At 52.6% G+C, this 25,027-nt stretch carries 26 protein-coding genes; 18 read left to right on the plus strand and 8 right to left on the minus strand.

Annotated elements, in window-relative coordinates; all coding sequences use genetic code 11:
- Positions 1-41 precede the first annotated feature (41 nt).
- The 5 genes from FCS96_RS15635 (at position 42) to FCS96_RS15650 (ending at position 4,225) form a co-directional block, all read left to right on the plus strand.
- Complete coding sequence (locus FCS96_RS15635; protein WP_138441307.1) at positions 42-587, plus strand: carboxymuconolactone decarboxylase family protein; 546 nt, start codon at positions 42-44, stop codon at positions 585-587.
- Positions 588-667: 80 nt separating this feature from the next.
- Positions 668-2,245 carry a 2Fe-2S iron-sulfur cluster-binding protein gene (locus tag FCS96_RS15640; protein ID WP_138441308.1) on the plus strand — a complete coding sequence of 526 codons (1,578 nt, stop codon included), beginning with the start codon at positions 668-670 and terminating at the stop codon, positions 2,243-2,245.
- 104 nt (positions 2,246-2,349) lie between these two features.
- On the plus strand, positions 2,350-2,925 hold the full coding sequence (locus FCS96_RS20090; RefSeq protein ID WP_171040792.1) for a hypothetical protein: 576 nt from the start codon (positions 2,350-2,352) through the stop codon (positions 2,923-2,925).
- A complete protein-coding gene (locus FCS96_RS15645; RefSeq protein WP_212747094.1) occupies positions 2,912-3,028 on the plus strand; it encodes a helix-turn-helix domain-containing protein in 117 nt (38 codons plus the stop codon). Before FCS96_RS20090 ends, FCS96_RS15645 begins: the two co-directional genes overlap by 14 nt.
- Before the next feature lie 105 nt (positions 3,029-3,133).
- Entirely contained in the window at positions 3,134-4,225 is a 1,092-nt protein-coding gene (locus FCS96_RS15650) for a sigma-54 interaction domain-containing protein (protein WP_138441310.1), read from the plus strand.
- 35 nt (positions 4,226-4,260) lie between these two features.
- Here FCS96_RS15650 and FCS96_RS15655 read toward each other — a convergent pair whose 3' ends face one another.
- Both FCS96_RS15655 and FCS96_RS15660 read right to left on the minus strand, forming a co-directional pair.
- On the minus strand, positions 4,261-5,619 hold the full coding sequence (locus FCS96_RS15655; protein WP_138441311.1) for a pyridoxal phosphate-dependent decarboxylase family protein: 1,359 nt from the start codon (positions 5,617-5,619) through the stop codon (positions 4,261-4,263).
- Positions 5,620-5,707: 88 nt separating this feature from the next.
- Positions 5,708-6,763, minus strand: a complete 1,056-nt coding sequence (locus FCS96_RS15660; protein ID WP_212747095.1) for an alpha/beta fold hydrolase — start codon at positions 6,761-6,763, stop codon at positions 5,708-5,710.
- Positions 6,764-7,248: 485 nt separating this feature from the next.
- On the opposite strand from FCS96_RS15660, the gene FCS96_RS15665 reads away from it, so the two are divergent.
- On the plus strand, positions 7,249-7,656 hold the full coding sequence (locus FCS96_RS15665) for a VOC family protein (protein ID WP_138441312.1): 408 nt from the start codon (positions 7,249-7,251) through the stop codon (positions 7,654-7,656).
- Between the two features lie 99 nt (positions 7,657-7,755).
- Here the strand turns inward: FCS96_RS15665 and FCS96_RS15670 are convergent, their stop codons facing one another.
- Positions 7,756-8,223, minus strand: a complete 468-nt coding sequence (locus FCS96_RS15670; RefSeq protein ID WP_138441313.1) for a MarR family winged helix-turn-helix transcriptional regulator — start codon at positions 8,221-8,223, stop codon at positions 7,756-7,758.
- A 179-nt stretch (positions 8,224-8,402) separates the two neighbouring features.
- Here FCS96_RS15670 and FCS96_RS15675 point away from each other — a divergent pair, with 179 nt between their 5' ends.
- Positions 8,403-9,383, plus strand: coding sequence for a LysR family transcriptional regulator (locus FCS96_RS15675; protein ID WP_138441314.1), 981 nt, complete (start codon positions 8,403-8,405; stop codon positions 9,381-9,383).
- Between the two features lie 91 nt (positions 9,384-9,474).
- Here FCS96_RS15675 and FCS96_RS15680 read toward each other — a convergent pair whose 3' ends face one another.
- Positions 9,475-10,344 (minus strand): AraC family transcriptional regulator, encoded by an 870-nt coding sequence (locus FCS96_RS15680; protein ID WP_138441315.1) that lies wholly within the window; start codon positions 10,342-10,344, stop codon positions 9,475-9,477.
- A 109-nt stretch (positions 10,345-10,453) separates the two neighbouring features.
- Between FCS96_RS15680 and FCS96_RS15685 the strand changes: the two genes are divergently transcribed.
- The 8 genes from FCS96_RS15685 to ccoG all read left to right on the plus strand — a co-directional run bounded on the left by FCS96_RS15685 (position 10,454) and on the right by ccoG (position 16,925).
- Positions 10,454-10,924 (plus strand): YHS domain-containing (seleno)protein, encoded by a 471-nt coding sequence (locus FCS96_RS15685; protein ID WP_138441316.1) that lies wholly within the window; start codon positions 10,454-10,456, stop codon positions 10,922-10,924.
- Positions 10,925-11,009: 85 nt separating this feature from the next.
- Positions 11,010-11,297 (plus strand): BufA1 family periplasmic bufferin-type metallophore, encoded by a 288-nt coding sequence (locus FCS96_RS15690; protein ID WP_138441317.1) that lies wholly within the window; start codon positions 11,010-11,012, stop codon positions 11,295-11,297.
- A gap of 5 nt (positions 11,298-11,302) precedes the next feature.
- Positions 11,303-12,214 carry a DUF692 domain-containing protein gene (locus tag FCS96_RS15695; RefSeq protein ID WP_138441318.1) on the plus strand — a complete coding sequence of 304 codons (912 nt, stop codon included), beginning with the start codon at positions 11,303-11,305 and terminating at the stop codon, positions 12,212-12,214.
- The gene (locus tag FCS96_RS15700; protein ID WP_138441319.1) at positions 12,201-12,950 is read left to right on the plus strand and encodes an HvfC/BufC family peptide modification chaperone; all 750 of its coding nucleotides are present in this window, start codon (positions 12,201-12,203) and stop codon (positions 12,948-12,950) included. Before FCS96_RS15695 ends, FCS96_RS15700 begins: the two co-directional genes overlap by 14 nt.
- A gap of 12 nt (positions 12,951-12,962) precedes the next feature.
- A complete protein-coding gene (locus FCS96_RS15705; protein ID WP_138441320.1) occupies positions 12,963-13,418 on the plus strand; it encodes a DoxX family protein in 456 nt (151 codons plus the stop codon).
- Positions 13,419-13,534: 116 nt separating this feature from the next.
- Positions 13,535-13,873: a thioredoxin family protein gene (locus FCS96_RS15710; RefSeq protein WP_138441321.1), complete on the plus strand. Its 339-nt coding sequence runs from the start codon at positions 13,535-13,537 to the stop codon at positions 13,871-13,873.
- 30 nt (positions 13,874-13,903) lie between these two features.
- Positions 13,904-15,415 carry an aminotransferase-like domain-containing protein gene (locus tag FCS96_RS15715; RefSeq protein WP_228264129.1) on the plus strand — a complete coding sequence of 504 codons (1,512 nt, stop codon included), beginning with the start codon at positions 13,904-13,906 and terminating at the stop codon, positions 15,413-15,415.
- Between the two features lie 115 nt (positions 15,416-15,530).
- A complete protein-coding gene (gene ccoG / locus FCS96_RS15720) occupies positions 15,531-16,925 on the plus strand; it encodes a cytochrome c oxidase accessory protein CcoG (protein WP_138441322.1) in 1,395 nt (464 codons plus the stop codon).
- Between the two features lie 175 nt (positions 16,926-17,100).
- Here ccoG and FCS96_RS15725 read toward each other — a convergent pair whose 3' ends face one another.
- Positions 17,101-17,571: a nuclear transport factor 2 family protein gene (locus tag FCS96_RS15725; RefSeq protein ID WP_138441323.1), complete on the minus strand. Its 471-nt coding sequence runs from the start codon at positions 17,569-17,571 to the stop codon at positions 17,101-17,103.
- A gap of 48 nt (positions 17,572-17,619) precedes the next feature.
- The gene (locus FCS96_RS15730) at positions 17,620-18,216 is read right to left on the minus strand and encodes an RNA polymerase sigma factor (protein WP_138441324.1); all 597 of its coding nucleotides are present in this window, start codon (positions 18,214-18,216) and stop codon (positions 17,620-17,622) included.
- Positions 18,217-18,403: 187 nt separating this feature from the next.
- Here FCS96_RS15730 and FCS96_RS15735 point away from each other — a divergent pair, with 187 nt between their 5' ends.
- The gene (locus tag FCS96_RS15735) at positions 18,404-18,964 is read left to right on the plus strand and encodes a TetR/AcrR family transcriptional regulator (protein ID WP_138441325.1); all 561 of its coding nucleotides are present in this window, start codon (positions 18,404-18,406) and stop codon (positions 18,962-18,964) included.
- A 49-nt stretch (positions 18,965-19,013) separates the two neighbouring features.
- Here the strand turns inward: FCS96_RS15735 and nrtS are convergent, their stop codons facing one another.
- Together nrtS and FCS96_RS15745 are read right to left on the minus strand one after the other, a co-directional pair.
- A complete protein-coding gene (gene nrtS / locus FCS96_RS15740) occupies positions 19,014-19,253 on the minus strand; it encodes a nitrate/nitrite transporter NrtS (RefSeq protein ID WP_138441326.1) in 240 nt (79 codons plus the stop codon).
- Positions 19,231-20,661 carry a dihydrolipoyl dehydrogenase gene (locus tag FCS96_RS15745; RefSeq protein WP_138441327.1) on the minus strand — a complete coding sequence of 477 codons (1,431 nt, stop codon included), beginning with the start codon at positions 20,659-20,661 and terminating at the stop codon, positions 19,231-19,233. The genes nrtS and FCS96_RS15745 overlap by 23 nt, the downstream gene beginning before the upstream one ends.
- 289 nt (positions 20,662-20,950) lie before the next feature.
- Between FCS96_RS15745 and FCS96_RS15750 the strand changes: the two genes are divergently transcribed.
- A complete protein-coding gene (locus FCS96_RS15750) occupies positions 20,951-21,781 on the plus strand; it encodes an alpha/beta fold hydrolase (protein WP_171040819.1) in 831 nt (276 codons plus the stop codon).
- A gap of 95 nt (positions 21,782-21,876) precedes the next feature.
- On the plus strand, positions 21,877-25,026 hold the full coding sequence (locus FCS96_RS15755) for an outer membrane lipoprotein-sorting protein (protein WP_138441328.1): 3,150 nt from the start codon (positions 21,877-21,879) through the stop codon (positions 25,024-25,026).
- Position 25,027: the final 1 nt, after the last annotated feature.

The following is a 25,027-nucleotide window of genomic DNA, read 5'->3' on the forward strand; positions in this document are numbered from 1 at the left end:
GATAACTCCGGAACGCTTGAAGTCATCAGAGGATCGAAGCTATGAGCCGGATTAACGTTATTGAAAAAGGCAATGCAACATTTGAGCAAGCGGAGTTACTAGAAGCTATCGAGACAAAACTCGGAATGGTGCCTAACTTTCTGAAGGTGTTTGCAAACTCTCCTTCGGCACTGCGGGCTTTTCTGGGACTGCATTCTATTGCAGAGGAAGGCAGCCTCGATCCGCAAACCCGCGAGCGGATTGCGTTGACCGTCGCTCAGCAAAATGCCTGTCAGTACTGCGTTTCTGCTCATACGGCCATTGGTCGCAAGGCGGGACTCAGTAGCTCAGAAATCGAGGCCAACAGAGCAGGGAGCAGTGAGGATGCAAAGGCCGCTTCAGCAGTGAAGTTTGCGCGAGCGATTACTGAACATAATGGTGAAGTGACTAACGCTGAGCTTCAGGAAGTGAGGGATGCTGGCTTTTCAGAGGCGGATATTGTCGAAATTATCACACACGTTGGGATGAATGTTCTTACCAATATCTTGGGCAAAGCCAGCCGGGTCGCGATTGACTTCCCGTCTGTTGAGCTCGAGCTTAGCCACTGACGTTGATGGCCGGGAGCACTGCCTGATTAGACAGCGCATCTCGGCCATTCCTGCAGAAAACTAATTCCCGGGAGAAAACCATGGCTCACAAATTTGCCCAAATTGCTTTTACTCAGACCGTAAGGCAGGTTCAGGAGACACTGGGTAGTCGCTCGGGTTACGCCGCCATGGATTCGGGACCAGATCACAATAACCTGCTGAGTGAGCGCGAAAAGGCCTTTATTGAAGCCCGAGACAGCTTCTATATGGCGAGCGTTGGCGAGACCGGGTGGCCGTATCTGCAGCATCGTGGCGGGCCCGTCGGCTTTATGAAAGTTCTTGACCAGTCCACGCTCGGCTTTGCTGATTACTCAGGAAACCGCCAATACGTTACAGCCGGTAATGTGCTGGGCAACAATCGCGTTGCTCTATTTTTCATGGATTACACCAATCGTACCCGGCTGAAGTTACTAGGCCGAATGGAGCTGGTTGATCCTGGGGAAAGCAAAAACATGGCGCTTCTGGAAGATGATGCCTATCGAGCACGTGTGGAGCGGGGGATGATCATCCACGTTGAGGCGTTCGACTGGAATTGCCCCCAGCATATTACGCCCCGATACAGCCAGTACGAGGTCGACAAGCTGATCGAAGCCGAGCGCGAAAAAAGTCGTGATCTGGGTTCCCGGGGAGAGCAGTTGGGACAGCCAAACATCTCGAAGATCGGGGACGGTGAGCTGGAGTTGGTCATAACGGGTGTGCGAAGACTCGCTGAAAACATTCGGGCCTATGAACTAAGGTCCCCCTCCGGCGAATCGCTACCTGAAATCAACCCAGGAGCGCATATCGAAGTGCCCGTGGTTGTGGGCGGTAAGAACGACGTCCGAAGATATTCCATTGCTTCCAATCCAAATCGACGGGACATCTATGAAATTGCGGTACTCCGCGAGCCCGATGGGCGGGGAGGATCAGAATGGATCCACAAGAACTATCAATTAGGTAGCGTCTTGGGAACATCCTGGCCAATCAACTACTTCGATATTCAGACTGATAACAATCCAGCTGTCCTGATTGCCGGTGGCATCGGTATCACTCCCATAAAATCGATGGCTCAGGCGCTGCAAGACCGGGGAGTCGATTTTGAGCTCCACTACGCGGGTAAGAGTGCGTCGACAATGGCCTACCTTGATCGGCTGGAAAGGGCGTTCGGGTCGAAAATGACCAGCTACATTGGCGATCTGAGCCAGAGAATGGATCTCGAAAGAGTTCTAATGCGCGCGCCCAGAAATGCTCAGGTCTATGTCTGCGGCCCCGGGAAATTGATGAATGGCGTACTGAAAGCCGCGGACCGACTTAGGATTAACAGAGAGCGAGTTCGGTTCGAACGTTTTGATACCCAGGTAGAGGCCGGCGCCAAGCCCGTTGAAGTTACGCTTGCGCGCTCCGACATGGTGGTGCAAGTGACACAAGAGCAAACACTTCTCGATGCGATTTTGGAAGCTGGTGTGGAGATTCCAAACAGTTGCCGTGTTGGCCAGTGTAAATCATGCGCCGTAAAGGTCCTTACGGGGGAACCGGAACACAAGGACGAAGCACTCACACCCTTCGAGCGGGATAGTGAACGGCTGATGTGCCCCTGTGTCTCTCGGGCTAAAGGAACGTCCTTGATCTTGGATATCTAGTGGCTGCGAAGAGCTTGAGGGGAGAGCCGGATGGAATACTGTTGACATGGCAGCAATGGAGATAAAAGATCAAAGTCTGCAATTACGAAAGCGAGAGCGGAAAATTGGAAGGCGCCGGCTATCAAGTGTTACCAATGTCAGCGCCGCCCTCATCCAGACTTCCCGTATGGGGCAGGCGTATTGAGTTTGATGATTTTTTTGTCGAGCTGGTCCCGCCTGGGAAACGAGTTCTAAATGTTCGCCTGAACAACACTTTTGCAAGCATCAACTTCGGTCCGTCGACTGGAGTAAGTTCGGTCCGCGACGGTCGCCTCAAATACTACGAGCGGAAACCATTCGAATACTTCGTCGCGCCACCAGATTTCGTTTTGAGCGGATCATCCGAATTCGCCCCTGAAGTATTGGTCTTAGTTTTCGACTTTGAATTCGCTCGTCCAATGATTTCAAGTATCACCGGGTTAGCTGTCGATGTATTTAATCCACACTTACTATTCGGCCGTCCTTCACCGTTTGTGACTACATTGGCCAAAAAAATCCGTAGCCTAGTGACCGCCCAAATGCCCCCCTTGCGATACCTGGAGAGCCTATGCATCACGCTCATTGCCGAGATGTGTAGTTCTGCAGAGCCCAATGAGGTACGTGCCAAGGCAACTTGGGAACAAAACCATGTCTCTGGCTGAGATCGCCTATACGACAGGTTTTTCATCACAAAGCCATATGACGACCGCTTTTACGAGAACGCTAGGGGTTACTCCCGGCGCGCTCCGTCATCAGACCCCCTGAGAACCAAATCGAAGTCGCGGAAATCTGTAAGGCTGATCTTTGGAAGAAAGCGCGTTTATCGAGGACTATTTTAATGGTTGAAGTCAGTTTTTTGGGGAATTAGAGATGGGCGCCATCAATGAAAAACTCACGGTATCGGAATCCACCAATTCCAAGAGCGTTGCACAGCTTCAGCCATTTTCGGCGGATTCCTTTGATTTCCCAACTAATCCTTCAGGAGTTATTGGAGAAAGTGAAGCCTTACGTTCAACTCTAGACCGGGTCCGGGCTGTTGCCAGGACGCCAGTAACGGCGCTTATTTTGGGTGAATCGGGTGTCGGGAAAGAGCTTATAGCGAAGGCAATTCATGATGCGAGTGCGCGGAGCGCCAAACCATTTGTAAAAGTAAATTGCGCATCAGTTCCTCAAGAGCTATTCGAAAGTGAATTCTTCGGCCATGTTAGAGGGTCTTTCACCGGTGCACACCGAAATCGCGCAGGGCGGTTTGAGCTGGCCGATGGCGGCACGCTCTTTCTAGATGAAATTGGCGAAATACCAATGCACTTGCAAGCAAAACTTCTGCGGGTTCTACAGGAAGGGCAGTATGAACCTGTCGGGAACGAGACAACGCAGACCGTCGATGTACGGGTTGTTGCAGCTACCAATCGAAACCTGTTGCAAGCAGTAGCATTAGGGGAGTTTAGAGAAGATCTCTATTATCGTCTGAGCGTCTTTCCCGTCGAGGTCCCTCCACTTAGAGACCGTAAAGAGGACATTGTGGCCTTGGCTACCTATTTTCTTGAGCTTACGTGTAAAGCCCATGGTCGTCCTCTTTTGAAACTTGACCGCGCGCAACAATCACAATTGCAAAAGCAGGAGTGGCCAGGAAACGTAAGGGAGTTGAGAAACCTCATCGAGCGCGCGGTCATACTTTCAGACCCCGATCATTTAAATCTAACGGAAGCTTTCTCTACCAATCCCCAAGAAGCATCTCGAGTTTCCGAAACCGGTGACTGGTATGCCAATCGGTTTGTAACAGAGGCTGAATGGCAACGGTCATACCGGGACAACATCGTTGCCGCACTCGACGCCTCTAATTGGAAAATATCGGGCAGGGGCGGGGCCGCGCAACTCTTGGGCATGAATGCCTCTACGCTTAGGGGGCGCATCAAGTCATTGAAGATTGAGACACCCCGCTCTTGTCATGAATGGGCATAATGATTATGGGATACGCGACTTACTATCGCTGAGCGTCATGTTTTAAGGATACTCGTTCGTAAATCGGTGAGTAATTTAATTGCTCGATCGATATCTCCCTCGGTGGTTCTCCATGATGAAAGGCTTAACCGAAACACAGTTTTCCCCTGCCAAACCGTCGGCCCAAACCAGATTTCGCCACTCGCTTCAGCCGCTTCGCGCAGCATGTTGGTCTGTAATTCTGATCCTAAGCTGACGAGCACTTGATTTAGCACGACACGGTTGTGGATAGTAAATCCCGCACTTTCCAGTCCATCTTTTAGCCTTTGGGCCTGACCGCAATTGTGCTCCACCAGATCAGCTACACCCGCACGGCCAAGAGTCCGGAGCGCGGCCCACATTGATATTCCTCGTGCACGCCGAGAAAATTCAAGACCAAGATTTTTTTGGCTATCGTCAGAAGACGTTGAGTAAACCGCATCACTATTCATCGCTTCTGATACGGCCGTGGCGTGGCGGCAAATACCGACGGCAGTATCGTAAGGAGTGTTCAACCATTTATGCCCGTCAGTGGTCCAGCTATCGGCCTGCTCCACTCCATCCGTCAGGCATCGCGTCCTTCCATTGGCCCTTGCCCAGAGCCCAAAAGCGCCATCCACGTGAACCCAAGCATTTACATTCTTTGCTTGCTTTATCAGTGGCTCGAAAAGATCAAACTCTCCGGTATTTACTTCGCCTGCCTGTAAACAAAGAATCGTGCGACTATCAATTCTCGGCAGTTTTTCCGGTTCAATTCTTCCGTATTGGTCAACCGGAGCGAACGAAATATCACGCTCGCCAAACCCCAGTACTCTGAGCGCTTTTTTGACCGTCACGTGGACATTTTGAGGAAGAACAACTCGAATCTCGGGCGCTCCCGCCAAACCCTGGGTATCTAAATTCCAGTCTTGACGCTTGAGCAGTTCACGTCTTGCTACTGACAAACACCCAAGGGCACAAGTCGATGCAGAGGTTCCGAAATTCACTGCACTTTCCCGCGGTAAGTCTAAGATGTCCAGGATCCAATGAGCTGCTCGTCGTTCTATTACGTCTGCGACAGGGGAGTTTTGAAAGGATGAGGCACATTGATCCCAGGCAAGCACCATGCGTTCTGCGGCGGCTGCTACTGGTAACACTGCGCCTATCACAAATCCGAAATAACGTGGTCCGTTCGATACACTTGTTGCGTCCGATCCTACCTCGTCAAGAAGTGTCAGCGTATCAATCGCCTTGGCTCCAATTTCGGGTAGGGCTTCATTGAATTGAGAGAGCTTTGCCAACGAATGGGCGTCGGGGTATACGCGCCGTTCACCCACGCTTGCGACATAGCGACGGCCACGAGAGTCAGCCTCATTCAGCAGATCAAGTTCGTTCATAGCATGTCACCTCTTTCTTAAATCTTAGTCGCGTATTGACGCCGGCAACCCATTTTCGATTAATTGCATGTTACTTAACTGCGGATAACTACGATGATTTTTGCCCTCTCAAAAATTCAATAACCAGGTTGGTGATCTCCTCGGGGGAATCCTCAAGGCTGTAATGTCCAGCCTCAGAGATTAGATGAACTTCGCCTGACGGGAAGATGGCTTCGAAAAGCGGAAGGAAGTGATTAGCGTGGAGAGTGTGGTCTTGAACACCCCAAATCGCCATCGCCGGCTTCTTCATTATTTCGTTTTTAGCGGCTGCCGTTGGCACTTCAAACTGGTGCTTACCAACCGCAAATCCCTTGGCCCATCCGATTGCGCCCAGGGCAAATGCGGGGGTTGGAAACGGAGCTCGATATGCTGAAATCCAGGTTTCGTTAATGATACTGTTATCGACAAAGCCGTTTAACTTCAGGGTTGACAGAATATTGAAATCTAAATGGCCAAGAACTTCCTCCAATATACCCGTCGATTCCGCGTTTACGATCCATTGAAACCATGGCGAATCTGCTACATTCGCTGATAACCGCTCACCGATATCGGGCTGACCAAAAGGTGTCGGCGAGTTGACTGCCACAATGGATTTAATTCTATCCGGGTGACGGGCCGCTAATCCCATGCCAACTGGGCCGCCGAAATCATGCATAACCAAGGTGATGTTATTTAAATCTAAACTCAATACCAGAGATTCCAGGTTATCGATATGATCCTGAAGCCAATATGTGCGAGATGATGGTGTTGCGCTCTTCCCGAAACCCATATGATCTGGCGCTACCACGCGAGCATATTGTTTCCAGGAAGTAATTTGTTGCCTGTAAAGATACCCCCAGGTTGGTTCTCCGTGTAAAAGCAAAAGTGTATCTTCACCTTTGCCTTCGTCCACATAATGCATTCTGAACCCGGGAGCATCAGTATAACGAGCTTTAAAAGGCCAGGTACCTGAAAAAGTCTCTGTGGAGGCTATAGCAATGCTTTCATGTACCTCTGGTCTTTGTTCATCTTGGTCTATCATTTTTTTCTCCATTTCCTTTAAATTATCGGCAAATGCTCCTATTGAGCATAAGTTAATTAGAACTACAAAAAGAATTTTCATCATTATTGCTCTACCTTCATCGCTGTCATCTGGATGATTGACCGTAGCTAACCTAATGAAAGAAGCCCTTTGACCTCTTTATATTACTTAGGCAAAAACCGGGCCTGAAATAGAGCGTCATTAATATTTCTTAGAAATGTCGCGATAATTGAGAAAAATGGTCGGGATTGACCTGCTATTCGGGAGGGATGCGCAATCATCAGACAAGGATTCGAATTTCGTTTGGCTTTAAATAGTAAGTCAATGAGCGTTTGATCGCGGATTGCCGCGATTTTTCGCCGAATCTAGCAACTTTAAGACGCAAAAAAACGACTAAAAAAACGACTAAAAGAGTAGTTAAATGTCGAAATCTCTTTTGTGGCACGAATATGGCTTGGAGCTAGGAGTGAGTATGCGGAAGAGAGTCACAAATTATCTTGGCAACCCGTATATGAGTGAGTTTCATTCCATAGTTATCAAACAGAAATTTAGAATAGAAGGAAAGAGATATGAGCGCGACTGTTACGCGAGGTGTTCATCATGTTGGATTGACTGTGCCTGATCTAGCGGAGACGCGTCAATTCTTTATGGAATCCCTGGGTTTCGAGCAAGTGGGAGATGTGCCTCATTATCCTGCAGTATTTCTCAGCGATTCGAAAACGTTAATTACGCTATGGCAAGCCGAAGATGCAAAAAATTCAATAGCATTTGATCGTAAAAATAATATTGGTTTACATCACTTTGCATTAATAGTTGAAGGCTACGGCGCCCTCGAAGCTCTCTATAATCGATTGTTGAATACTAAAAATGTAGTTATAGAGTTTCCTCCAGAACCATTGGGAAATAGCAGTGCGAGGCATATGATCACCAGCATTCCTGGCGGCATACGGCTTGAATTTATTTCTCCCGAAGGATGAACTGGGCTTTCAAGACGTGGACTGTAACATACCTGGTTTAGGGAAAACTGCTTAGGATAGGGCGGTCTGCTCGGCGAGCGGCCCGCCCAAGGAAAATTATCAATAGAGCGTGGACTGAAGCTTGCCGCTGAAGCGTCTTAGCTTACCGACGGTTTCTGCCCACTCGTCCGCCCCTACGAGGTCGGTGAACTCCTCGTGGGCTTCTTCCCACTTTGCCATCGCCTGCTCATATATTTCTTCGCCCTTTGCCGTTAGTGACAGGCCTAGTGAACGTTTTTGGCCTGTAGGTTGAGACTGGAGCAGGCCTTTGGCGATGAGTTTCTCCACTGTCCGCTGCAACGATGTTCTTTCCATGCCCAGGAGTTCGGCAAGCTCGTTGATGGAGTTTGGTGGCGATAGTTTGATGGCATTCAAGATCGAAAACTGAGTAATGCGAAGCCCGGTTTCCGACAGACGGTTGTTGTAGTGTCGAGTTACAAGCCTGGAAAACACCCGGGAGTAGAGGGCGGCGCAAGTCTTAGCAACGTCCAGCGGTGTTGTTCGGATGTCGGATGAGTGCTCGACCATGTTCGTCTTCCGTTTCATAAAGTGTATATGCATGATCGTAGGTTTCTGAGCGGCGAATGTCCAGTGAACAAACCGTCCCTTTCTATGAGAAATCGTGCATGCGGAGTAACAGATGCCCGTCACGGGCGTCTTTGCAATAAGTGTCGGTGTTAAACGCCCTCTCAAAAAAGCGAGGCATCATGAAAAACCAAGAGCTCAACTTATTGCATGTGTTCAGCGCCATCATGACCGAAGGTTCGATCACCAGGGCGGCTGACCGCCTCGGGATGACGCAGCCTGCGGTGTCAAATGTGGTGTCCAGAATGCGCACGGCCTGGAAAGATCCGATTTTTGTGAAACGTGGTCGGCAAGTTGAACCAACGTCATACGCCCAGAGCCTCTGGGACCAGATCCGTAACCCTCTTTACGAACTCTCCAATGCGGTAAATTCGACTCGATTTACGCCCAGCGAATCCCGCCGCACATTTCGGGTTGCCGTCACAGATCTGATTCTGGAGATGGTCTGGCAACCACTGGTTTCCGTGTTGCAGCAAAGTGCCCCTGGTATCGATCTGCATGCCGTGCCGTTTTCGCCGGCTACCGCCGCCAACCATCTGCGGGAAGCGAGTGTCGATTTCGTGATTGGTTTTTTCGAGGAGCATGATCACAGTTTGAGAAGCCTCTGGTTGTTCGATACCGGCTATGTTCTGGCGATGAGAAACGGCCATGCCCTGAGTGGCCAGGAGGTTGATCTTGAGTCGTTCCTGAGTGCTCAACATCTGCTGGCAACTATGTCTGGAGAGGCCCACGGTGTTGTCGACGACACGCTTCACAGGAGGGGGCTGGAGCGACGGCTGGCCGTGACTGTCAATCATTTTTCCGCCGTCCCGAATTTGCTCCGGAAATCTGATCTGGTTGCAACGATTCCGGAAGTCGTTACCGGTGATTGCGAGTTCTGCTCCGGAATTACCATCACAAACCTGCCGATTGATCTGGAGCCCACGAGTCTCTATCTGGCCTGGCATGCTCGCCATGACCGGGACCCCGGCATTATCTGGATAAGGAGCGTTATCGAGCGGGTGTCCAAGGAGTGCTGGGCGAGGGCGATGGCTGCACGCGGGCGGGACTGTGGGTCCCTTGCAGGTATTGAATCTGGGGCCAACAACCGGCTCAGTATCTAACGCGCCTATACGGACGGGAGGCAGGTTGTTTTGACGGCAATGAAAAGGGGCGGGGATTACGAAATCCTTGCCTTTTTCATGTATAGGATAGCTATGCGACGTTGGCATTCTCCACAACCGTGGCGGTTTCGGCTTCCGCGGCTGTCACGTTCAGTTTCTTCCATTCCCTGGGTGTCATTCCCGTATTCTTCTTGAAGGCTCTGGAGAAACCCGAGGCGTCTTCATAACCTACCTCAAAACAAATAATCGACATTGGCTTGTCCTTCAGGATGAGTTTCTTGGCTAGGGATATCCGTGCGTTCTGCACGTATTCGCCAGGTGCCAGTCCAAGTACATTCTTGAAGTGCTGAATAAAGGTTGACCGGGACATAGCCGCAACCTCTGCCAATTTTTCCACGGACAGGTCCCCATTCAGATTGTTGTTGATGCAGCTCAGAACCCTGCTCAACTGTTTGTCTGCCAACGCTGACAACATGCCTTTGGGCGCTTCTCCTTCCGAGACAATGTGTCTCAACACGTTCACGAAAATGACTTCCACGAGTCGGTTCATGACAGCGTCTCGTCCTTCTTGAGCTGCTTCCGCTTCAGAGAACAGAACATCCACGAAGGAACCAAGCCCCTGAACGGAAGAAAGAGGCAGTACGACGGATGAGGGAAGAGCCTCCAGAACTGGATTGCGCGAGCCGGTCTGAAACTTGATCGACGCACAAATCATCTCCGCACCCTCACGATTGCCGCTGAAAAGCTGATGCGGTTGCGAGCGCACCGAAAAAATCATCGTCGGTTCATTGAGCGTAATCTTTTCCCTGTTCGCTTCGATGATGTCCAGTTCTCCCGAGCGAAGTACATGAATGTAGCCGGTTCCCTCTTCTTCAAAGGAGGCGAGCCCGCAGAGCTGGCCCCGAAAGAAGACGCCTGCGTTCACATTCAATTGGTCGAGTATGTAAGAAAGCCGGTCCATAAGCACTCCAGATAATCTGCATAAAAGTTTGAACGATCGTACGCATTCAGTACCCCGGCAGCCCTTAATGTTTCAGACGTAGTCATCATTCACTCAAAGGAGATACCCAATGACTCGTTTCAAGAAACTTCGTGCCCTGGTTGCTGTTGCCTCTATGAGCGCCGCCTTCGGTGCCTTTGCGGCCGATATCGATATGAACGCAAACGCCAACGACGTCGCCATTAGCGGCTACGATCCGGTGGCCTATTTCTCGGATTCAGAGGCCACCAAAGGTTCTGAGGAATATACCGCTACCTACAAGAACGCGATCTATCACTTCTCGAGCGCAGAGAACCGTGATCTGTTCCGGGCCGCCCCCAGCAGTTACGCACCCCAGTACGGCGGTTACTGTGCGTTCGGCGTAACCATGGAGAAGAAATTCGACGTGGATCCAGAGGCCTGGAGGATCGTCGACAACAAGCTTTACCTAAACCTGAACAAGGACGTGCAGAAGCGCTGGCTCACCGATGTTCCGGGCTACATCGCCAATGCAAACGACATCTGGCCGGACATCAAGACGGTCGAAGCGTCTGCTCTGTAAACCCACATCAGTGATCTAACCAAGTCCTCTGGGTCCTTGCATCACCAAGGCAAGGACCCTGAATCAACTCTGAAAGGTGATCGATATGAACCAGAAGCTTCTTTTCAGCGCGGCGCTGGCCGCAGCATTGGCCGGTGCCATGGCGGCACCGTTGGCCCACGCGGGAGGCAAGGAAAAGTGTTACGGCATCTCACCAGTCGGCGGAAACGACTGCGCGAACCTTGCCGGAACCCACTCCTGCGCAGGACAGGCAAAAACTGCGAACGACCCGGGTGAGTATCAGGTTGTCGAAAAAGGTACCTGTAACGACCTGGGTGGTTTTGACAAGGACGTGGCACTGGAAATCATTGCCGCTGAGAAAAGCAAAGGCTAAGTGGCATGAGTGATCGTCAGGACACGGTCCCATTAACGCGCATGTTCACCAATACCGCTGTCGGTGTTGGTTTGCGACCAGATCACTACCAGGACGCTCTGGAGAATGCTTCGGCGGTGGATTTCCTTGAGGTGCATTCGGAGAATTTCTTTGCAGAGGCGGGCATGGCCGTCGAGCTATTAGAGGAAATATCGGCCGAAACACCGATAAGCCTGCATGGAACGTCCGCAGGGCTGGGGTCGGTTGAGGCTGTTCCTGACGATTATCTCGAGAAACTTAGGCGCCTTGTTGATCGGGTAGACCCGATATTGGTGTCCGACCATCTGTGTTTCACCTGGGCACGGATTGGGGGCCGGATTTTTCATGGTGGCGATCTTCTGCCAATCCCTTACACGAAAGAAAGCCTTCACCACGCAGTAAATAACATCGATCGCTTGCAGTCGTACCTGGGACGTCAGATTGCCGTCGAGAATGTATGCGCCTATATCGATTTCGACCAGGGTGATTTCGATGAGGCCGAGTTTCTCAGTGAAATTGTCGTCCGTACTGGCTGCGGATTGATCCTTGATATCAATAATCTGATGGTCAATGCCCGCAATGCTCGGGTCGGTGAGCCGGAGAGTTATTTTGACCACTATGTAAGGTCGGTGGATAGCAGTGCAATTCTCGAAATTCACCTGGCTGGATCAACGCCCGTCGAAGATCAGGATCTTCTGATTGATGACCATGCCTGCCCGGTTTCCGGGGCTGGATGGGAAAGCTATCAGAGAGCGCTTACCGAAATCGGACCGAAACCTACGTTGATCGAATGGGACAACAACCTACCATCATGGGGCGCACTCCTGGGTGAGGCAACCAAAGCAAGAAAGGCGCAACGTCGCGCGTTCAGCAGGAGGCGCAGTTATGAATCTGTCTGAGTACCAGTGTCAGTTTCTGGGGTTTCTGTTTGGCGAGACCAACTCAATGCAGTTGCCAAATGCAGACGTCTATCGGTTCGGCGTGGAAGCAAAAGCAGTTCGTGCCATTGAGAACAGCTACCCAACGGTAAAAACATTGCTCGGGCCCACAGTCTTTCAGGGGGTGGTCGTGGACTATCTCCGGACGATCAAGAAGCAAAGCGGCGACTGGTCTGATTTCGGATGGGGCTTCCCGAGCTGGATCATCTCTCATCGCATCTCAGACCAGGTGCCTTATCTCTCTGATGTTGCTCGCCTGGACGGTTACGTGAGTCGGGCTGAGCGAAGGCCCTTTGACGAGGTGAATTTCGAGAGCTTTTCCAACATTGGGAAAGACCTTTCCGAGTGCACTTTGATCCTCAACCGTGGGCTTGAGCTGTTCAGATCGACTTATCCGATTGTCAGTATCTGGGAAGCGCACAAAAGCGCCGAGCCCAGAGACACCCTCAGCTTTGCCCAGGCAAAACGAATGATCGCCCAGGGTAGGGGGCAGAATGCCCTGATTTACCGAACGGGTTGGCGGGGGATGGCGGAGTCCATTTCAGAGAATGACGTGGCGGTTCTGAGCCATCTCAGGGAGCAACAGAGTATCGCCCGGGCCTTCGCCAAGAACGTTCTTCTGGAAAAGAACTTCGCCGGTTGGCTGCAAGACATGATTGCAAAGGGAGTCATTGTTGGTGCCCGAACTATTCATTAACAGGAGATTGAAATGAAAACATTAGCGTACGGTTTATATGGTTTGAATGACTCGGTTCAGCGCATGGTGAGAAATCTGCTGCCGGCAGCGCTGCTTTTGGGCCGCCTATACGTGGCCTGGGTTTTTTTCAAAGCGGGCCTGACAAAGATTGATGACTGGGGAACAACGCTGTTTCTGTTTGAAGAAGAGTACAGCGTCCCGCTCTTGCACCCGGAGGTTGCAGCTTTCCTCGCCACCTTCGGAGAACTAGTCTTTCCCGTTCTGCTGGTGTTTGGTCTGTTTTCGCTCGTGTCTTCGGCGGGCCTGTTTGTCATTAATATCGTCGCGGTTATCAGCCTGGAGGTGATCGCGCCGGCGGCTGAGCTTTATCACATTGTCTGGGGCCTCATTCTTATGGCCGTCGCCATGTGTGGTCCTGGTTTGTTTTCCCTGGACAAGATGATCAGTGCTCGACTGAGGCGAGCCTGAGCACGTATCCCTTATCCCTTACCCCTTGGCGCATTTGGTATTCACCCTTGCATCAATCTTGTCGGCTGAATGCGCCCTTTTTATTCCCTGATGATGTTCTCTGGAGGTTGTTGATTGTGGCAATTGTAAATCTGAATTCATTTGATGAGCTTGGCGAACTTGCCAACACGCGCGAGTGGCTGCTCCTAGACTTCTGGGCATCCTGGTGTGCCCCGTGTAAGGCAATGAACCCGGTTTTGGAACAGTTCAGTGAGCTGAATCCGAAAACCGCGGTAATAAAAGTTGATGTGGATAACAAGCAGGACCTTGCTGTGAAATTTGGCGTCAGGGCGATTCCGACTGTGGTATTGCTGAGGCGCGATCAGTTCCTGGGGCAGGACACGGGATCCAAGTCCTTAAGCGATCTGACAGATTGGATTGACGGGCTAAAGCAAACGGCGTCGCAGCCGGCGTGAGCTGTTGACGATTTGAGGAGTTAACTCAGTTTGCCGGGCTTCAGCCCGGCTTTTTTATGCAACGAGATAGGCGATAATCAGAATCCGACCAGACCGAGTTTATTGTTTGCGCTTGCCAGGCCTACGGAGACCCATTCGCCAATGACTGTGGATTTGCCCAGATACCAGATTCTCGAGGGTACCCTGCGACAGCAGATCGAAAGTGGTCGCTGGCGACGCGGTGAGCGGTTGCCATCCATTAGGGCGCTTTGCCACCATTATGGTTTTTCAAAAATCACGGTTCAGCACGCCCTGCAAAAACTGGAAGCGCAGGGCTTTGTCGAGGCCCGTGAGAGGAGTGGTTTTTTTGTTTCGGGGGACCCGGGAGAATTCGAGAGCCCACGTCATGCCTCGATAATGGAGGCTCCCAAACCTGTTTCGGTGAGTGAGGTATTCCAGGACATCATGACCCGCAGCGCGGCTTTTGATTTGCTCCCTGGTCTCCACCGAGACGAACCACCGCCGGGAATCATTCAGTTGAATCGATCTATCGGTCGTGCACTGAGGCGCCAACGAGGGAGCTTTCAATACTACGACGAGCCCGCAGGCGATCGGGAGCTGAGACACCAGCTTGCGTTGCGTTTCGCCAAGAGGGGGTGGACTGCAGAGGCTGATCAGTTTTGCGTGACATCTGGTTGCCAGCAATCGCTCTTCCTGGCGTTGATGGCCGTATGCCAGCGGGGCGACGTAGTCGCGGTAGAGGCGCCGGGATTTTATGGCGTCCTTCAGTTACTTGAGCAACTGCAACTGAAGGTTGTCGAGATTCCGGCGTCGCCGCAGAACGGTATGGATATTTCTGCGCTTGAAGAAGCTGTTCAGGTTTGGGACGTCAAAGCCTGCGTGGTATCGCCGTCGTTTGCCACTCCCACTGGCGCCGTCATGCCCTCCGGTGCGCGCCGATGTTTGCTCGAACTTGCAGATCGGTACGAGCTTGCCGTTATCGAGGATGATATCTACGCCGAATCTGGTTGGCGTGGGGTGCCAGACACCCTCAAAGCAATGGACGGATCTGATCGCGTGATCCATTGCAGTTCTTTTTCCAAGGTTCTATCGCGGGACCTCCGTCTGGGGTGGGTTTCTGGTGGTCGGTGGCACTCGAAGATACTTCAGCTGAAACTGACGTCTCAACTCGCGAGCAGCCGCTTTTTGCAACAAGGTGTGGCGGAATTCATTGCTGAGGGTGGCTACACCGCTTTCCTTCGCCGATTCAGACAAAGTCTGCAGCTGCAACGTGATCAGTTACTGGGGTTGATTGGCGCATGGCCAGTACCCTTGCGGGCAACGACGCCCCAAGGTGGTCTGACTCTGTGGGCGGAATTGCCTGACGACGTAGACACGCTGGGCCTTTATTCCAGGGCGCTGGAAGAAGGTATCGTGATAACTCCCGGCAGTCTTTTTTCGGTTTCCGGGAGCTTTTCGAACTGTTTAAGGATCAGCTTTGCGCATCGCTGGAACGAGGCCAGAGTTGGTGCCGTGAAGAGGCTTTCTGAACTTGTCACCTGATCAGTGGCCATCTGTCCCTATTAATTCTTAAAAAAGTGGTCCTGCCCCTATTCGTTGCGACTCATTATCCTGCCAGCACGCGTTTCTGAACGAATACTGGCAAGGTGCGTAACCAATGAGTCAACGAATCCCCGTTACACAAATCGAACCCTCACCCTCAGGCTCTGGGGCCGACCAGAAAATTCAGCCTCGGAGCTTTAACGGCTTCTATCGTCGACTAAGGATTATAGGTGGCTCCGTTCTCTTTGCCCTGTATTTCGGTGTGGCCTGGCTAAACTGGGGTGGCAGGCAGGCGGTTCTCTGGGACCTTTCCGACAAGAAATTCCATATCTTTTCGGCGACGTTCTGGCCCGAGGATCTGGTACTGCTCTCCGCTATCCTTCTGATTTGCGCCTTCGGATTGTTCTTTCTCACCGTACTGGCTGGCAGGGTATGGTGTGGTTACGCTTGCCCCCAAAGTGTCTGGACCTGGGTGTTCTTGTGGACGGAGCGGCTGGCAGAGGGGGATCGTTCCAAGCGAATCAAACTGGATGGCGCGCCCTTAAGCCTGGGCAAGGTTGCCCGCCGAGGCTACAAACACAGTCTGTGGTTGTTGATCAGTCTGGCAACCGCCATCACCTTCGTGGGCTACTTCACTCCGATTCGGGACCTGGTCACTGACTTCACTAGCCTCAGAGCATCCGGCTGGGCTGTTTTCTGGGTCCTGTTCTTTACTGCAGCGACCTACTTGAATGCAGGCTGGCTCAGAGAGAAGGTTTGTTTCCATATGTGCCCTTACGGCCGGTTTCAGTCGTCCATGGTGGACGAAGATTCCCTGGTCATTTCCTATGATGCGGCACGTGGTGAACCCCGAGGATCTCGCCGGAAAGACGACGTTCAATCGGCTGTTGGCCTCGGAGATTGTATTGACTGCCAGATGTGCGTTCAGGTGTGCCCAACCGGCATCGATATACGCGACGGCCTGCAGATGGAGTGTATCGGATGTGCTGCCTGCATCGACGCCTGTGACTCGATCATGGACAAGATGGGATACGACCGCGGGCTGGTTCGTTATGCCAGTGAGCGTGAGCTGCAGGGCGGAAGATCAAGCCTATTGAGACCGCGACTGGTCGGTTATTTCGCCTTTCTCGTCGTTATGATCGGACTCTTTTCCTGGGGTGTGGGGTCGAGGCCCCTGGTGACGTTGGATGTGGAGCGAGATCGGGGAATGTACCGTTTCACAAGCGATGGCAAAGTCGAGAACAGTTATCTGCTCAAACTCACGAATAAGAGCCCTAGCCCAAAATCTCTGGTTATTACCGTTGGAGGGATTAAGGGGAGCACGGTTGCAGGACCGGACGGCATTGTCCTGGAGGCCGGTGAGAAGGCGGAAATCCCGTTCTCCATTGCCTCCCATTCGGCTGTTCTGCTGAGCGGAGCCAATGACATCGTGTTTCAGGTTAGCGCACCGAATCAGCAAGAAGAGATGATTACGGCGACCAGTACCTTTATTGGTCCGCACGTAAATTGAATGGCTCTGAGTACTGACAAGGTGAGGGGGCGGGGCGGATTCCGGTGTTTTGGGGCAGACAGGCTTCAAAGGACCTGCCTGCCCCGGAGAGTACGGCTAGGAACCCTTGCAGAAAAGTTCGACACGAATGCCGCTGGGCTCAAAAAGCATTATGTGCCCCCTATAGGAAGAGTCATCAGAGCCCCAGTTCGCTTAGCCCGGGGTGGTTATCCGGTCTCCGGCCGAGAGGCCAATGGAACAAACGATCGGATTCTTTGATTGGGCAATCGTTGATACATGCGAAGCGGCGCTGCATTAGGCCGTCGGCATCAAATTCCCAGTTTTCATTCCCGTAAGAGCGGAACCAGTTTCCACTGTCGTCGTGCCACTCGTAAGCGTAGCGCACGGCGATGCGGTTGACTGTATGGGCCCACAATTCCTTGATGAGACGGTAATCCAGTTCGCGATCCCATTTTCGGGCAAGGAATTCCTCAACCTGCTTCCGGCCCGTGGCAAATTCTGCACGATTCCGCCAATAAGTGTCCGGGGTGTAGGCCAGGGCGACCTTGGCCGGGTCACGGCTGTTCCAGCCATCTTCCGCCAGGCGGACTTTTTCAATGGCACTTTCCCGAGTGAATGGCGGAAGCGGTGGGCGTTGGGTACTCATGAGTGTTCTCCGGTTATCAGTAATGAGACACGGTTTTGGCCGCTGCGCTCAGAGCAGGGCGGCTAAATCGTTTCGTGCCCTGTGCAGGATGACCCGAAGGTTTCCGTGTGAAATCGAGAGCACATCGGATACCTGTGAGCCGGTTAAAGGGCTCATGCCTTTGAGGAAAATCGCATTGGCGTGATCCCGGTTCATTTTCTTCATCTCAACCCGAATGCGTTCCTGAACCTTGGAGGTCTGGACGGCCATTTCAGGCTCACTGAGGTGGCCGCCTGACCCTGGAAAATGATGTTCGGGTGAGCTGTCTGAGAGGAGCGTCAGGCTGGGGGTTGCTGGAAACTCTCTCCGGTTTTCCCGATAGGTGTTGAAGGCTTTGTTGGTGACGATCCGACAGAGCCAGGTTTTCAGAGAAGATCGGCCCTGGAAGGATGAAATGGCATTGATGGCGGCCAGCCAGGCCTCTTGGGTAACATCCTCAGCGATCGCGGGTGAGGTGTATTTGGTGGCAACCCTTAGCATTACGGGGTGGTACCTCCGATAGGCCTCATCGAAGGCTGCCGGATTCCCGGCCTGCAAACCATCGATCAGGTCTGGCTCTCGCTCAAAGAACGTCGCCTTCCGAGTGCTTTTCAATTGAATGTTCATGGTGTTCCTCTCTGTATTCGGATTATTGGAAGCTCGCAAAGCAGACCGATAACAACACCAATTAAAAACACCCCGTTTCACTACTCCGCGCCGCATTCGCCGAAGTAGACAGATCGGTCTATTTTTGAGTATAGACAGGTCTGTCTAGTTTGGTCAATATGTAACTATGCAAGAAGGAGGCCCTGACATGGGACGCAGGCAAGATTTAATTAACACTGCTTTACGGCTCTTTTACGAGCACGGTATTCATGCGGTTGGCATCAACCAGGTGCTCGAGGAGGCGGGCGTAGCAAAACAGACGCTTTATAACCATTTCGAGACCAAAGACAGCCTTGTGGAGGCCGTCGTTGAGCAACGCGATAGCCTGTTCTTCGATTGGCTTGAGCAACGGATGAGCAGTCGTCCGGCTGGCAAGGAGGCGCTATTGGAAATGTTTGATGCGGTCAATGACTGGATCAACAATCGTGTTCCCACACTTAACCGGTTTTATGGCTGTTTTTTTATCAACACCTGTGCGGAATACAGTGATCCGGAACACCCTGTCCATAAACGATGTGCAGCTCATAAAGCCCGGATTTTCAGGCTTTTTAAGCACCATGCTGAGAGCTTAAGCAATTCGGAAATGGATGCGGAAGAACTGGCGAATGCACTGTTTCTGTTGAAGGAAGGAGCGATTGTAAAAGCACATGTTGAGGGCGATCTGGAGGCAGCGGTCAAAGCCCGGGCCATTGCGGAAAGGATGATGTAACGCCGCACTGTGCCGGCGGCACAGCGCGACGCGCCCGTGCGCAAGAGCGTCATCGGGAAACGGGAACGTCGAATCCCGAGGTTTTTCGCCGGATCTGGTCAGAGGAGCGTTTGCCGAACATGAACACGCAAAACGGCACGCAGTAGGTTAGCAGTGCTGGCACCCACTGAATGTCCCGCGTTCCGAATAGCGCATCATGCTGGTTAATGATGAGCAGAATCGTGCCTACCACAATTGCGACCGTGGCGGCCTGCAGGTAGAAGCGCTTAAGCAGTTGAAGCAACGGCATGGCCAACGCCCCCATTTTCTTTAGGTGTCAGTTGCTCTGCGGCATCTCTGAAGGCAGTACGCACGCCTTCCTCAATGACCGGGTGATAAAACGGCATCGCCAGGATCTCGGGAACGGTGAGCGATTGCTGTACCGCCCAAGCTAAGAGGTGGCCAATGTGCTCAGCGGCGGGTCCGAACATCTCTGCGCCTAAAAGTACGCCGGTCTCGCGCTCTACATAGATTTTCAGCATCCCCTGATTTTTCGCCATTACGCGGCTTCTGCCCTGGTTGTGGAAGCTTACTTTCCCGGTGATATAACTCGTTGAAGGCAGCTCTTGCGCCCGCGTTCCAATACTCGCGATTTGCGGGTCCGAGAAGACCACGCCCAAGCCGGCGCGCCGATGCCCGGCCTCTAAGGAGGGGTAAATGCCCGCATTCCGTCCCGCAATGCGCCCCTCATCTGAAGCTTCGTGCAGCAATGGCAACTCGTTGTTGGCATCACCCGCAATGAATATATGGGGTTGGCTGGTTTGCATGGTAAGGCAGTTAAAGTTTGGTACACCATTCGAACCCACGGTTAAGCCGATGTGTTCAAGACCGAGCTTGTCGGTATTCGGAACACGTCCAGTGGCTGCCAGCACGTAATCGACCGTTACCGTGTGAATCACGCCGTCTGCATTGCGATAGCTTACTTGCACGCCCCCGTCGGTTTCTTTGGTTCCGAGAATTTCAGAATGAAGCCTTAAATCAAATTCAGACTGGAAGGTCGCGGCAGCAATGGCCCGGATTTCAGGATCTTCAATGCCGCCTACCGACTCCTTGCGTGCGAGCATCGTGACCTTGACGTCCAGGCGGCTCAGCGCTTGGCCCAGTTCAAGTCCTATCACACCAGCCCCGACAACGAGCACGGATTTGGGTAATTCCTCAAGCTCGAAAATATCGTCGTTAATCAGCAGGCGGTTGCCCGCGCCCTCAAGGGGCTCAGGAATGAAGGGCCTGGATCCTGTGGCAATAACGATTCGGTCGGCGGTGATTTCAAGCCCGTTATCAACCAGCAACCGGTGTGCGTCCAAGAAGCGTGCATAGCCTCGGACTTTGTGGCTCACGTCGAAGTTCTCGACGTCGTCGACAACAAAGTCAACAAATCGGTCACGCTCCCTTCGAACGCGTTCCAGCACGGCAGTTCCATCGGTCAGGACGGCCGGCACCTGGATACCGAATACCTCAGCATGCTTTGCCCCGTGAGCGGCTTCTGCCGCCGCAATCAGAAGTTTGCTGGGCATGCAGCCGACGCGCGCGCAGGTCGTTCCGTAGTGCCCGCCCTCAATCAGGGCAATGCTGTCAGTATGTTGGCGGGCTTCGCGATAAGCGCCCATGCCCGCTGTTCCCGTACCAATGATGGCGATATCAACCTTCCGCTTGAGCATGTGTTTCTCCTGTATTTCGCCTGAGTTTGATTGGTGGGTTCCTTCGAAGTGACTGTGGATGCCATTCTCCGCCGTTCAGCGTCCCGGGAGATGGCAGGATGGCTAGAAAACTGGTCTATCTGTTCAGGCACAACCGCGCCTCGCGCCTTTAATGGTCTGGACAGAAAGCCAACCGAAAAGACTTGCATAGTCTTCTGAAGTGCATATACACTTTATGGCAAGTTGCTCCTGTCGGGAAACGGTTTCCCTGAACGGGTGGCTGTTTGCTCCATAGAGAGAGGAAAAGGGTATGAGCCTGTCGCTTGATATGTTTCAGGCCGCATTCGGTGTCTACAGCCGAGTGCTGCCATCACGTGCTGCTTCCAAAGCCGTGAAGCTGATGACCAGTCCCCGTATAAACGCCGAGCGGCGAAATTCATCAAAGGAGTTGTTTGATGGTGGCGTTCCATTAAGCGGAGGAGGGGTGCTGTCCATACATGGTAACGGGCGCAAAAAGATGCTGCTCTTGCACGGATGGTCCGGTTGGGTCGGGCAATTCAAGGATCTGATCCGCCAGGTTGATCCTAATGAGTACACCATCTACGCCGTCCACCCCCTGGGACATGGGGAATCCCATACTCAGGAGTCGCACCCCGGGCGATTTATAGAAGCCGTTTTTGAAGCCCATGATTACGTAGGCAGGCCTTTCGACGTTGCCATCGGGCATTCGCTGGGTTCTGCTGCGCTGGTCTATGTGGCAGCCATGAGAAGCTGTTTCGATCGGCTGGTGCTTGTGTCTGGGCCAGCGACCATTGAAGGGGTGCTGAACCGCTTTGCGCGATTCGTGAACCTTGGCGAAAAGAGCAAACGTCTTTTCATACGGAAGATGGAGGCAACCGTTGGGTTGGATGTAGACCGGCTGGATCTGGTTACCCTGGCGCCATCCATCGAACAGCCTACGCTTCTGGTTCATGATGATAGTGATAGAGAGGTCCCTGCTACTGAATCGAAAACGCTGAATCAGGTTTTTCCACGTAGTCGGCTGGTCGAGACCAGTGGCTATGGTCATAGCAGACTTTTGCGGGACCCTGAAGTAATTAGCGAAATCGTGGAGTTTATGCACTTGCCGTTTCGGCCTTAAGCGACATCTTTTTAAGTAAACCGGGATATTTGGGGGGAGCCTGACGGCGCCTTTTTTTAACCAACACAAAGTGTATATACACTTAGGAGGATCCGATGGCCAACTATCGGATGCATCGCTCAACTGCGTTTCTGTTTTTCAAAAGTCTCATTCGCTATCGGTGGTTCTCGCTGATTGCGGCCCTGCTCGTGATTGGGGGCTTGGGGAGTCAGCTTGGGGAACTGAAAAAGAATACCCAGGCCGACGCTTTCATTGATGCAAACGAACCGGCACTGATCTATCGGAGTGCTGTTGAGGATATTTTCAACCTGAAGGATCCGTTGGTCATAGCGATCCAGAACGGCGGCGCAACAGGGATCTATAACACGGAGAGCCTGGAGTTGGTTCGACGGCTGAGTGATCAACTGATATCCGTGCCGAACATAGACCCTCAGGGCATCACCAGTCTTGCCACTGAATCCAACATTGAAGGGGATACCTTTGGCATGGAGGTTCGGGAATTTCTCGACGGCCCTCTGGATAGTGCTCACATTGACTGGATCAAGGCCAGCATTGAGAGCTTTCCTCTGTACCAGGGCAGCCTGGTTGCTGACGATGGTTCGATGACCCTAATTGTCGCTGAACTGCTTGATCAGAAGAAAGCTGAAGCGACCTATCAGGCTGTTATGCAGCTCATCGAGCACGCACCGGCAGGCGAGAATGAGATTCATGTGGCAGGAGAGGGTGCCATTGCGGGGTTCCTTTCCGAGTACATAGATCGCGACGCCAAACGACTTAACCCGTTGGCGGGTCTAATCATCACTATTGTCTTGATTGCGGCCTTTTTCACCGTTCGGGCAGCCGTTATTCCCAATCTGATTGTCGCGGGCACGGTCGCCGGTACTCTCGGTGCCATGGCCGTTTTTGGCGCTGAATTCTATGTGATCACCAATGGCTTGATTGTTTGCATGATTGGCATTGCGGTTGCGGATTCCATTCATATTTTTTCGGAGTATTACGAGGTCCAAGCTGCCGATCCGACCCTATCCCAGGGCGATGCCGTTGCACTGGCAATGGCCCGCATGTGGCGCCCGGTCGCTCTAACAACGCTGACAACAGCAGCGGGCTTTCTCGCCCTGTACCCCACCAATGACATGCCGCCGCTTCAGTACTTTGGCATTTTCGGCGCATTCGCCGTTGTGGTTGCCGGCATTCTAACGCTATTCGTAACGCCTGCTCTCCTGTCGTTTTTTCGTGCCAGGCCCAGCCGCCTGTTTCGGCGCCAGGGCAGCGTTTCCTCAAAACGAAGCCTGGCGAGGGTGCTTGGCTCCATTCCGGTAAACCACCCGAAGAAGGTTCTTCTGTCCGGGACATTGATTGCAGGCCTGGCTGTCATCGGCGCGGTTAACGTGGTGGTCAATGAAGAACGAATTGAGAACTTCCAGGCCCATGAACCCATTTACCTTGCTGACAAGTCGATCAATCGTTCGATGGACGGCACCTATTACCTTGATGTTGTGATTGAGACCCCTGACGCAGAGGGTATCTATGATCCGTCAGTTCTGACCGCCATCAGTGAGCTACAGGACTTTCTGGAACAGCAGCCGGAGATTCATGGAAGCACCTCCATCGCTGATTACATCAAGCAGATGTACAAAGCCGTCAATGAGGACGATCAGGCATTCTACCGCTTGCCGGATGACAGAAATCTGATCGCTCAGCTCTTTCTCCTCTATACCGCCTCTGGCGATCCAACAGATTTCGAGGAGCGAGTGGATTCCCGTCGGGAAACGGCACTGGTCAGGGCAAACCTGAAGACAGGCTCTTACCAGGTTAGCCGTTCACTTGTTCCGCGGCTGGAGAGTTACCTTGCCGCCGAGTTTGATGGCGAAGTAAGCGCGCAATTAAGCGGGCGAATCAACGTGGATTACCACTGGATTGACGGCATTGCTGAATCGCACCTTGATAGTGTCATCGTGTCCTTCCTCGCTGTATTTCTAATGGCCGCACTGCTTTTCCGTTCCATTGTTGGCGGCCTGATGGCAGCCATACCGGTTGGCTTGTCTATTTTGCTGATCTACGCCGTCATGGGCGTAAAAGGCATCTGGCTAGGTGTGGGAACATCAATGTTCGCGGCTATCGCTATTGGGCTGAGTGTGGACTTTGCGATCCACACGATTGATCGGCTCCGCGAGGCGATGTCACAGCCGGGGGATTCAAACATCGCTGAGCGGATTACCGACGTGTTTGCCTCCACGGGCCGGGCGCTCTGGTTCAATCTGTTGGCGGTCGCTCTGGGTTTTGGCGTTTTGATGACCAGCCAGGTACCACCACTCGTGAACTTTGGCATGTTGGTGGCGTTGTCCGTATCGGTGGCGTTCGTTGCAAGCCTGTTCCTGTTGCCTGCCTTTGCCCTGGTTTTTCGACCGAAATTCGTTCATGGCGCATATGGGAGTTTCTGGCGAACTGGCACCATTCTGTTGGTACTTTTGGCGGCGGGTGTTTTGAGCGGCAGGGCGTTCGCCGCTGAGGGCCGACCTGAGGCGGATGACATCATCCAGAAAATGAACGACCGCCCGGAAGGCGTTTCCGTTCAGAGAGATATGTCCATCACCTTGACGGATCGTCGGGGTAATGTCCGTGAAGAGCATACTCGGGCATTCCGCCGCTACTTCGGCGACACCAAGAAAACGGCCATTTTCTATACAAAACCGGGAACAGTTGCCGGCACGGCTTTTCTCACTTGGGACTATGCTGATCCGGGCAAGGACGATGACCAGTGGCTGTATCTTCCAGCCCTGAGGAAGGTGCGCAGAATATCTGCGTCAGACCGTGGGGATTATTTCCTTGGCACTGACTTCACCTACGAGGAGATCAAGAAAGAGAGCAAGATCGCCGCCGAGGACTATCAGTTTTCACTGCTCGGCGAAGAGGATGTCGATGGTCATCACGCATGGAAGGTCGAGGCAACTCCAGTTGATCCCGAGGTAAGTCGGGCTCTGGGCTATGGACGAGTGGTGTTGCGGGTTGATTCCTCACTGTTGATCCCGAGATTGACCGAATATTGGGACGTAAACGGTAACTTCCTCAAGACGGTGCACGCGCGAGGCATCGAAAACATTGATGGAATCTGGGCGATCACCGACATCGAGGCAACCAACCAGAAAACCGGTCACAGCACCCGCATCCAGTTCCAGGACACCGATTACGGCGCAACTGTTCCGCCCCGCTTATTCGAGCAGAATGCGCTGAAGCGGGGTTTCTGAG

Source organism: Marinobacter alexandrii (genome assembly GCF_005871205.1).
Lineage (GTDB): Bacteria > Pseudomonadota > Gammaproteobacteria > Pseudomonadales > Oleiphilaceae > Marinobacter > Marinobacter alexandrii.

What these genes read in the sequence shown, in the direction of transcription:
- FCS96_RS15635 (WP_138441307.1), top strand. Translation starts at nt 42, where the DNA reads ATGAGCCGGATTAACGTTATTGAAAAAGGCAATGCAACATTTGAGCAA.
- FCS96_RS15640 (WP_138441308.1), top strand. Translation starts at nt 668, where the DNA reads ATGGCTCACAAATTTGCCCAAATTGCTTTTACTCAGACCGTAAGGCAG.
- FCS96_RS15645 (WP_212747094.1), top strand. Translation starts at nt 2,912, where the DNA reads ATGTCTCTGGCTGAGATCGCCTATACGACAGGTTTTTCATCACAAAGC.
- FCS96_RS15650 (WP_138441310.1), top strand. Translation starts at nt 3,134, where the DNA reads ATGGGCGCCATCAATGAAAAACTCACGGTATCGGAATCCACCAATTCC.
- FCS96_RS15655 (WP_138441311.1), bottom strand. Translation starts at nt 5,619, where the DNA reads ATGAACGAACTTGATCTGCTGAATGAGGCTGACTCTCGTGGCCGTCGC.
- FCS96_RS15660 (WP_212747095.1), bottom strand. Translation starts at nt 6,763, where the DNA reads ATGATGAAAATTCTTTTTGTAGTTCTAATTAACTTATGCTCAATAGGA.
- FCS96_RS15665 (WP_138441312.1), top strand. Translation starts at nt 7,249, where the DNA reads ATGAGCGCGACTGTTACGCGAGGTGTTCATCATGTTGGATTGACTGTG.
- FCS96_RS15670 (WP_138441313.1), bottom strand. Translation starts at nt 8,223, where the DNA reads ATGGTCGAGCACTCATCCGACATCCGAACAACACCGCTGGACGTTGCT.
- FCS96_RS15675 (WP_138441314.1), top strand. Translation starts at nt 8,403, where the DNA reads ATGAAAAACCAAGAGCTCAACTTATTGCATGTGTTCAGCGCCATCATG.
- FCS96_RS15680 (WP_138441315.1), bottom strand. Translation starts at nt 10,344, where the DNA reads ATGGACCGGCTTTCTTACATACTCGACCAATTGAATGTGAACGCAGGC.
- FCS96_RS15685 (WP_138441316.1), top strand. Translation starts at nt 10,454, where the DNA reads ATGACTCGTTTCAAGAAACTTCGTGCCCTGGTTGCTGTTGCCTCTATG.
- FCS96_RS15690 (WP_138441317.1), top strand. Translation starts at nt 11,010, where the DNA reads ATGAACCAGAAGCTTCTTTTCAGCGCGGCGCTGGCCGCAGCATTGGCC.
- FCS96_RS15695 (WP_138441318.1), top strand. Translation starts at nt 11,303, where the DNA reads ATGAGTGATCGTCAGGACACGGTCCCATTAACGCGCATGTTCACCAAT.
- FCS96_RS15700 (WP_138441319.1), top strand. Translation starts at nt 12,201, where the DNA reads ATGAATCTGTCTGAGTACCAGTGTCAGTTTCTGGGGTTTCTGTTTGGC.
- FCS96_RS15705 (WP_138441320.1), top strand. Translation starts at nt 12,963, where the DNA reads ATGAAAACATTAGCGTACGGTTTATATGGTTTGAATGACTCGGTTCAG.
- ccoG (WP_138441322.1), top strand. Translation starts at nt 15,531, where the DNA reads ATGAGTCAACGAATCCCCGTTACACAAATCGAACCCTCACCCTCAGGC.
- FCS96_RS15725 (WP_138441323.1), bottom strand. Translation starts at nt 17,571, where the DNA reads ATGAGTACCCAACGCCCACCGCTTCCGCCATTCACTCGGGAAAGTGCC.
- FCS96_RS15730 (WP_138441324.1), bottom strand. Translation starts at nt 18,216, where the DNA reads ATGAACATTCAATTGAAAAGCACTCGGAAGGCGACGTTCTTTGAGCGA.
- FCS96_RS15735 (WP_138441325.1), top strand. Translation starts at nt 18,404, where the DNA reads ATGGGACGCAGGCAAGATTTAATTAACACTGCTTTACGGCTCTTTTAC.
- nrtS (WP_138441326.1), bottom strand. Translation starts at nt 19,253, where the DNA reads ATGCCGTTGCTTCAACTGCTTAAGCGCTTCTACCTGCAGGCCGCCACG.
- FCS96_RS15745 (WP_138441327.1), bottom strand. Translation starts at nt 20,661, where the DNA reads ATGCTCAAGCGGAAGGTTGATATCGCCATCATTGGTACGGGAACAGCG.
- FCS96_RS15750 (WP_171040819.1), top strand. Translation starts at nt 20,951, where the DNA reads ATGAGCCTGTCGCTTGATATGTTTCAGGCCGCATTCGGTGTCTACAGC.
- FCS96_RS15755 (WP_138441328.1), top strand. Translation starts at nt 21,877, where the DNA reads ATGGCCAACTATCGGATGCATCGCTCAACTGCGTTTCTGTTTTTCAAA.